Raw genomic sequence first — 6687 nt, forward strand, 5'->3', positions numbered from 1 at the left:
CGTGGAAGTCGTCCCGGCCGCCCGCACCGGCGAGGGTCAGCCGATCACCTTGTCGATCGCCTCGGTCGCCGCCTTCCAGGCGTCGTCCGGCTTGGTGCCCCGCTGCTCCATGTTGTTGATCTGGGTGGAGATGGTGTCCTTGATGACACCGTCCTTCGGGCCGAGCACCGCGGCCGGGATGACCTGCGCCTCTTCGGCGTAGATCTCACCGATCGGGGCGTTGTTGAAGTACTCCAGCTTGGCGGTCTTCACGTCGGGGAGCTCGTAGGCGCCCTTGTTCGACGGGAAGAGACCGGCGGCCTTGAACACGGCGGCCTGCTGCTCGGGCGCGGTCAGCCACTTGACGAGTTCACCGGCCTCCTTGACGTGCTTGCCCTTCGCGGGCACGGAGAGGAACGAACCGCCCCAGTTGGCCGCGGTCTCACCCGGGGTGCGGGCGATGTCCCACTTGCCCTTGAACCCGTCACCGGCGTACGTGGAGATCTGCGCCGCCATCCATGCGGGGCACGCCACGGTGGCGATGCTGCCCTTCCGCAGGGCCGCCTGCCACGGCGGGCTGAACTGGGCCAGGCCCTGGGTCAGCTTCTTGTCGACCGCCTCGCTGGCGAGCTTCCAGCCCGCCTTGACGCCGGCGCTCTCCTTGTAGATCGCCTTGCCGTCCTTGGAGTAGTACTGCTCCGAGTCCGAGCTGACCACGCCGTTGTACATGGCGCTGGCGGAGTCCATGAAGAAGGTGTCCTTGGGGGCCTTCTTCTTGAACTCCTCACCGAGCGCGAGGTAGTCCTCCCAGCCACCGGCGAGCTTCGCGGCGACCTCGGTGCGCTCGGTCGGCAGGCCGGCCTGCTCGAAGAGGTCGCGGCGGTAACAGATCGACATGGGGCCGATGTCGGTGCCGGCACCGATGACCTTGCCCTCGTCGGTGCTCGCCTGCAGCGCCTTCCAGTTCACCCACTGGTCGGGGTCGATCACCTTGGAGAGGTCGGTGAAGGCGTCCGCCTTGGTGTCGACGAGCTCCTTCACACGGCCGACCTCGATGCCCTGCACGTCGGCCAGGCCGCTGCCCGTGTTGAGCTGCTGGAGGAACTTGGGGTAGTAGACCTTCTCGTCGGCCGTGACGTTTTCCTTGACCGTGATGTTCGGGTGGAGCTCGTGGTACTTCGCGAAGAGCCCCGCCTCCTTGTAGCCGAACTGTCCGAAGTCGGCCACGGTCAGGGTGATGTTCCCGTTCGCGTCGGCCTCGTCGGATTCCGATCCCGAGTCGCTGCAGCCGGTCAGCAGCAGGGCGGCGGCCGAGAGGCCCGTGGTGGCCATGACGGCGGTTCTGCGGCCTCGACCTGCGACGGTGCGGGTGATGCGCATTCCACTACTCCTTGTTCCAGGGTGGGACTGGCGTTCGATCTGCTCGGCATACGCGCTGGTGGTGCGGGTGCCAGTGGTACGGAGAGGACATGGGCGGTGCCGTCCCCGTACGAGCGAAAAACCTCGTTCGATATGGGAGCGCTCCCATGCGCTGATGCCGGAAGATTGCTGCCTCAAGGGGGTGGGTGTCAAGAGTTGAAGACGCTTCCGTTGCCCGAGCGTGTCCTGCAAGTCACGGGAACGTGTCCGACCGAAGGCTTGCCTTTACCTTCGCGCCCTGCATGCGGAGCGAGGCGGCCACCCAATTCCCGCAGGTCAAAGGGGTGTTGAGCGGTCATCCGCCCGTCCGGCCCCGGGAAGGGCCGGTTCATGGCGCAGAATTCCGCGCCGCGTTCGAAACGGTGCCCACGACGTCTGCCGCCCGGAGATGCCCGCCGGAAAATGAACGGGGCAGGACGCCATGAGGGTGCGCAGGGGGGTCGCGGGGCGTTTCCGTGTTCTTTCCCCGAACTCCACCAGGGGGCGGGGAGGTTCCGCTTCATTCCGCACGGGTGGGACAGGACGGACACGACGGGGCCCCTCCGCATGCCGCGGAGGCGGACGCGAAGGGGCGTGCGCCCCGGCCGGGTGTGGGGGGTGTGGGGGGCCGGCCGGGGCGCGCGTGGAGGTGGTGGTCGAAAGGGGCGTCGGGCTACCCGAAGGCGCCGAACGCCTTGGTGAAGGCCAGCGGCTCCTGGAGGATCGAGCTGCAGCTCGCGTCCGCGGTCGGCTTCGCACCGCCCGCGCACTGCGCGTCCCGCGTGCCCGACCACATCGCCAGCCCGCCGATGCCCTTCTCCTGCGCGAACCTCACCAGCTGCGTGGCGTCCTCGACGGTGAAGATCTCGGTGGCGACGTCGTTCACGCCGATCATCGGGGTGACCGCGACCGCCTTCCAGGCCGCCGCGTCCGAGAGCCCGAGCACACCCTTGATCTGCGCCTGCGTGGCGGTGGCGGCCTGGGTGGCGTAACCGCCCATGTCCCCGCTGTACGACGCCCCGTAGTCCATCGCCATGATGTTGACCGCGCCGATGGCCACGCCGTTCTTCTTCGCGTCCGCGATCAGATCCACGCCCGGCTGGGTCAGGCCCTCGGGCATCACGGGCAGCGTGAAGGACACGTCCAGACCGGGGTGCGACTTCTGGAGCTGGGCGATGGCCTGCGAGCGGCGGGAGTTGGCGGCGGTGTCGGGCAGCGCCCCGCCCTCGATGTCGAAGTCGACCTTGGTCAGCCCGTAGGTGTCGATGACCTTGCCGTACGCCGTGGCGAGCTCGGCCGCCGAGGAGCAGTGCAGTGCCAGTTCGGCGCCTGCCGCTCCGCCGAAGCTGACCCGCACGTCGCCGCCCTTGGCCCGCAGCGCGGCGATCTGGGCCGCCACCTTGTCGTCGGCGAGCCCCGTGACCCCGCCCCAGAGCGGGGCGCAGCTGCCGCCCGAGGTGATGAACGCCAGATTGAACTCCTTGACGCCCGTCCTGGACACGGTGTCCAGGAGGTCGTAGGCGGGGTAGAGCGACGTGTCGACGTACGGCGCGAATCCGGCCCCGCCTGCCGTGCCGCCGGGCGTCTCGGACGGCTCGGCCGTCGGTGTCCGTGTCGGCTCGGCCGTCGCGGTCCCCGAGGGCGTCGCCGTGGGCGCGGGTGTCGACGTGGGCGCGGACGTCGGGGTGCCGGTCGGGCGTCCGCTCGGTTCCGGCGTGGCGCCGCCGTCCGCGGAGCACGCGGCGTCGTTGATGAGACAGCCCTCCGGGTCGGCGGCGGTCCCGGCGGAGGCGGCGACGAAGCCGACCGTCACGGATGCGCCCGGCGCGATGTCCTTGTTCCAGCTGGCGGGCTTCACGGTGACGTGGTTGCCGCTGACGGTGTGCTCACCGTTCCAGAGGGAGTCGATCTTCGTGCCGGCGGGCAGGTCGAATTCGAGCGTCCACCCCGACTGGGCCTTCCCGGTGTCGTTCGAGACGACGTACTGCCCGGTGTAGCCACCGGTCCAGCCGCTGGCCCTCGTGTACGTGGCACCGACGGCCGCCGCCTGTGCCGTGCCGGTGAGTGCGAAGACCGTGCCGCCCACGACCGCCGCGGCGACGATGGCGCCGACCGCCTTCGTGCGGGTGCTCGCCGTGCGGCGGTGCGTGCTGGTGCCCATCGCGTTCCTGCCTTCGTGCTGCCGGGGGGTGGTGATTGCGTCTGCACGCTAGCCGCCGCGAACCGGGCAAAAGGCACTCATGGGAACCGGGTTGACGTTCTTAGGGTTTGCTTAAGGAGGGCATCGGTGCCGGTTAAGACCGGCCGTCACATCGGCGGCGCCCTCGCCCGTCACCGGTCGGTCCGGAGATTCGGTCCGGCCCCCGGCGTGCCACGGAGCTCAGGGTTCCGCCCTCTCGCTCCCCATGGGCCCCGCCTTCCGCTCCGCCTCCCCACCCGGTGCCCCCGGCGCGCGCGCTCGGCCGGGCCGCCGTCGAGCCCTATCCAGATGCGTACCTCCGTGCCACCGAGCACCGACCGTCCGATCCGCAGGTCGCCGCCGGTGGATTCGGCGACCCTGCGGACGATGTCGAGCCCTAGGCCGGTCGATCCCACGCCGCCCCGCGCTCCGTTCCGCCCGCTGGCGCCCCGGGCCAGGGCGGTCTCCGGATCGGGTATGCCGGGCCCCGCGTCCGAGACCAGCACGAGCACCGCGTCGCCGCTGTGGTGGACATCGACGGCGAAGGCCGTGCCTTCCGGGGTGTGCCGGAAGACGTTGCCGAGCAAGGCGTCGAGGGCGGCGGCCAGTTCGGGCCTGGCCACCGGGATCCGCACCGTGCGGTCGACGCCCGCCAGCCGCACCGTGCGCCCCTCGTCCTCGGCGAGCGCCGACCAGAACACCATGCGTTCCCGGATGACCTCGGAAGCGTCGCACCCGGCTCCCGCGCCCGTCTGCCCGCCCTGGGTCTGCGGGCGCTGCTCCCGCGCCGTGCGGATGATCGTGTCGACCTCGTGCTCCAGCTGTTCGACGGCCGCCCTGGTCTGCTCCGCGGCCGGGCCCTCCCCCAGTGAGGCGGCGTTGAGGCGGAGCACCGTCAACGGGGTGCGGAGCCGGTGCGAGAGGTCGGCGGCCAGTTCGCGTTCGTTGGCCAGGAGCTGGACCACCTGGTCGGCCATCGAGTTGAACGCGACTGCGGCGGACCGGAGTTCGGTGGGGCCCTCCTCGGGGACCCTGGTCCCCAGCCGCCCCTCCCCCAGGTCCTGCGCGGCGCCGGCCAGCCGCTGGGCGGGCTCCACCATCCGCACGCCGAGCCGGTCGGCCACGGCCACCGAGCCGACGATCAGCGCGATGCCGACGCCGGCGAGCACCAGCCAGGCGGTGCCGACGCCGTTGGAGACGTCGTCCTCGGCCACGAAGACCTCCACGACGGCGATGCCCCCCGAGCCCAGTGCGGTGGGCTGGAGCAGCACGGAGCCGCCGGGGACGTCGGCGATGGAGGCGCGACCCGACGTGCCGACGGTCTCCAGGTCCTCGTGGGTGGCGCGCCGGGTACCGATCTCCATTCGGGAGCCGCCCGGTTCGACGGCGGGGACATGGACCGCGAGGCGCCCCCGGCCGCCGGGCTCGGTGGACAGGACGGCCCGGGTCAGCTCCTCACGGTCGGTGGTGATCGTGAGGGTGGGGCCGATGGTGGCGGCCTGCCGCTCGGCGTCGGAGAAGGCGCGGTCGCGGGCCATCTCCTTGATGACGAGACCCAGCGGCACGGCGAACGCGATCACGACCATGGCGGTGACGGCCAGGCAGACCTTGACCAGGGCCCATCTCATGCGGACGGTCCCGTGGCCGGTGGTTCGAGTTTGACGCCGACTCCGCGCAGGGTGTGCAGATAGCGCGGCCGGGCGGCCGTCTCGCCCAGCTTCCGGCGCAGCCAGGAGAGGTGGACGTCGATGGTCTGGTCGTCCCCGTACGACTGCTTCCAGACCTCGGCCAGCAGCTCGCGGCGCGGGACGACGACGCCGGGGCGGCCCGCGAGGAAGGCCAGCAGGTCGAATTCGCGGCGGGTCAGATCCAGTGCGGTGCCGTCGAGTTCGGCCTGGCGGCGCAGCGGGTCGATGGAGAGCCCTCCGACCTGGAGGACGCGCGGGGGCGGCGCCTGGGCGCCGGCTCCGCGGGTGCGGCGCAGGACGGCCGCCATGCGGGCGGAGAGGTGCTCCACCGAGAACGGTTTGGTCAGGTAGTCGTCCGCACCGTCGTTGAGCAGCCTGACTATCTCGGCCTCGTCGTCCCGCGCGGTCGCGATGATCACGGGTACGTCGGTGATGGAGCGCAGCATCTTCAGCGCCTCGGCGCCGTCGAGGTCGGGCAGCCCTAGATCGAGGACGACGACGTCGAAGCGGAAGTGCGCGACCTCGCGCAGCGCTTCGAGCGCGGTGCCGACACTCCGCACCGTGTGCGAGGCCTCGGTCAGGTGCCGGATGAGGGCGGAACGTACGAACTGGTCGTCCTCGACCACGAGCACACTAGGCATGCGCCGCACCGTAGCCCATCCGGAGGAACGGGGTCCCCTCCAGGACAGCGCCTGTGCGGGTGGTGCAGGATGTGCCCGATGCAACGAGGACTCGTACACGCGATCGCGTGGTCGCTCGCCACGGGTGCGGCGGTCACCCTGTCGTGGTGGGGTGTGCACACGGTCATGTCGGGGACGGTCTACGACCCTCCGCGCGCCGTTCCGATCTCGGTGGGGGCGCGGGGCGGGCAGGTGACGGACGAGCCGGTGTCGTCCTCGACGCACCGCGCCCTGCCCTCGGTCTCACCGAGCGCCACGGCCTCCCGTGCCGCCCCTACGCCTTCGTCCAGTCCGTCCCGGCGGCCGTCCTCCCGCCCGCCGGCCGGGAGTCCGAGCCCGGCGAGGACCTCGGCTCCACAGGCCGCCGCGGGTGATGTGAAGAGTTACCCGACGCGTGGCGGCAGGGTCGTCCTGGAGCTGGAGGACGACTCGGCGAAGCTGGTCTCGGCAACGCCGGAGACGGGCTGGTCGATGCAGGTGTGGACGAACCCGGAGTGGATCCGGGTGGACTTCAGCGACGGGGCGGGCGCGACGGTCTCCGTCTTCTGCACCTGGAACGGCCATCCGCCGATGGTGGAGACCGTGGAGCAGTAGTGCGTGAGCCCGGCAGGGTCCGGACGCGCGTGGCCCTACGAGAAGGCGTCGGGCGGCGGGGCCGGTGACTCTTTGGCGCCCGCGTCGGTGACGACGGCGGCGCCGCCCGTGAAGTCGGCGAGCGCGCGGCCCTGTTCGACGCTGGATTGTTGGTGTTTTGTTGTGTGTG

5 protein-coding genes are annotated in these 6687 nt (G+C 71.0%); 1 reads left to right on the forward strand and 4 read right to left on the reverse strand.

All coding sequences use genetic code 11. From position 1 onward, the window contains the following. Positions 1–36 precede the first annotated feature (36 nt). From ACFWFI_RS39665 to ACFWFI_RS39680, 4 genes are all read right to left on the reverse strand, one after another. Positions 37–1359, reverse strand: coding sequence for an ABC transporter substrate-binding protein (locus ACFWFI_RS39665; RefSeq protein ID WP_387400318.1), 1323 nt, complete (start codon positions 1357–1359; stop codon positions 37–39). A gap of 691 nt (positions 1360–2050) precedes the next feature. Further along, positions 2051–3538: a cellulose binding domain-containing protein gene (locus ACFWFI_RS39670; protein WP_387400320.1), complete on the reverse strand. Its 1488-nt coding sequence runs from the start codon at positions 3536–3538 to the stop codon at positions 2051–2053. 170 nt (positions 3539–3708) lie between these two features. Further along, complete coding sequence (locus ACFWFI_RS39675) at positions 3709–5184, reverse strand: sensor histidine kinase (RefSeq protein WP_387400321.1); 1476 nt, start codon at positions 5182–5184, stop codon at positions 3709–3711. Next, entirely contained in the window at positions 5181–5885 is a 705-nt protein-coding gene (locus ACFWFI_RS39680) for a response regulator transcription factor (protein ID WP_387400323.1), read from the reverse strand. The genes ACFWFI_RS39675 and ACFWFI_RS39680 overlap by 4 nt, the downstream gene beginning before the upstream one ends. Positions 5886–5963: 78 nt before the next feature. On the opposite strand from ACFWFI_RS39680, the gene ACFWFI_RS39685 reads away from it, so the two are divergent. Then, positions 5964–6518, forward strand: a complete 555-nt coding sequence (locus ACFWFI_RS39685) for a hypothetical protein (protein WP_387400325.1) — start codon at positions 5964–5966, stop codon at positions 6516–6518. Positions 6519–6687: the final 169 nt, after the last annotated feature.

Source organism: Streptomyces sp. NPDC060209 (assembly GCF_042728155.1).
Taxonomy (GTDB): Bacteria; Actinomycetota; Actinomycetes; order Streptomycetales; family Streptomycetaceae; genus Streptomyces.

Bases quoted from the DNA above. Each gene is read 5' to 3' on its own strand.
- ACFWFI_RS39665 (WP_387400318.1), bottom strand. From the start codon at position 1,359: ATGCGCATCACCCGCACCGTCGCAGGTCGAGGCCGCAGAACCGCCGTC.
- ACFWFI_RS39670 (WP_387400320.1), bottom strand. From the start codon at position 3,538: ATGGGCACCAGCACGCACCGCCGCACGGCGAGCACCCGCACGAAGGCG.
- ACFWFI_RS39675 (WP_387400321.1), bottom strand. From the start codon at position 5,184: ATGAGATGGGCCCTGGTCAAGGTCTGCCTGGCCGTCACCGCCATGGTC.
- ACFWFI_RS39680 (WP_387400323.1), bottom strand. From the start codon at position 5,885: ATGCCTAGTGTGCTCGTGGTCGAGGACGACCAGTTCGTACGTTCCGCC.
- ACFWFI_RS39685 (WP_387400325.1), top strand. From the start codon at position 5,964: ATGCAACGAGGACTCGTACACGCGATCGCGTGGTCGCTCGCCACGGGT.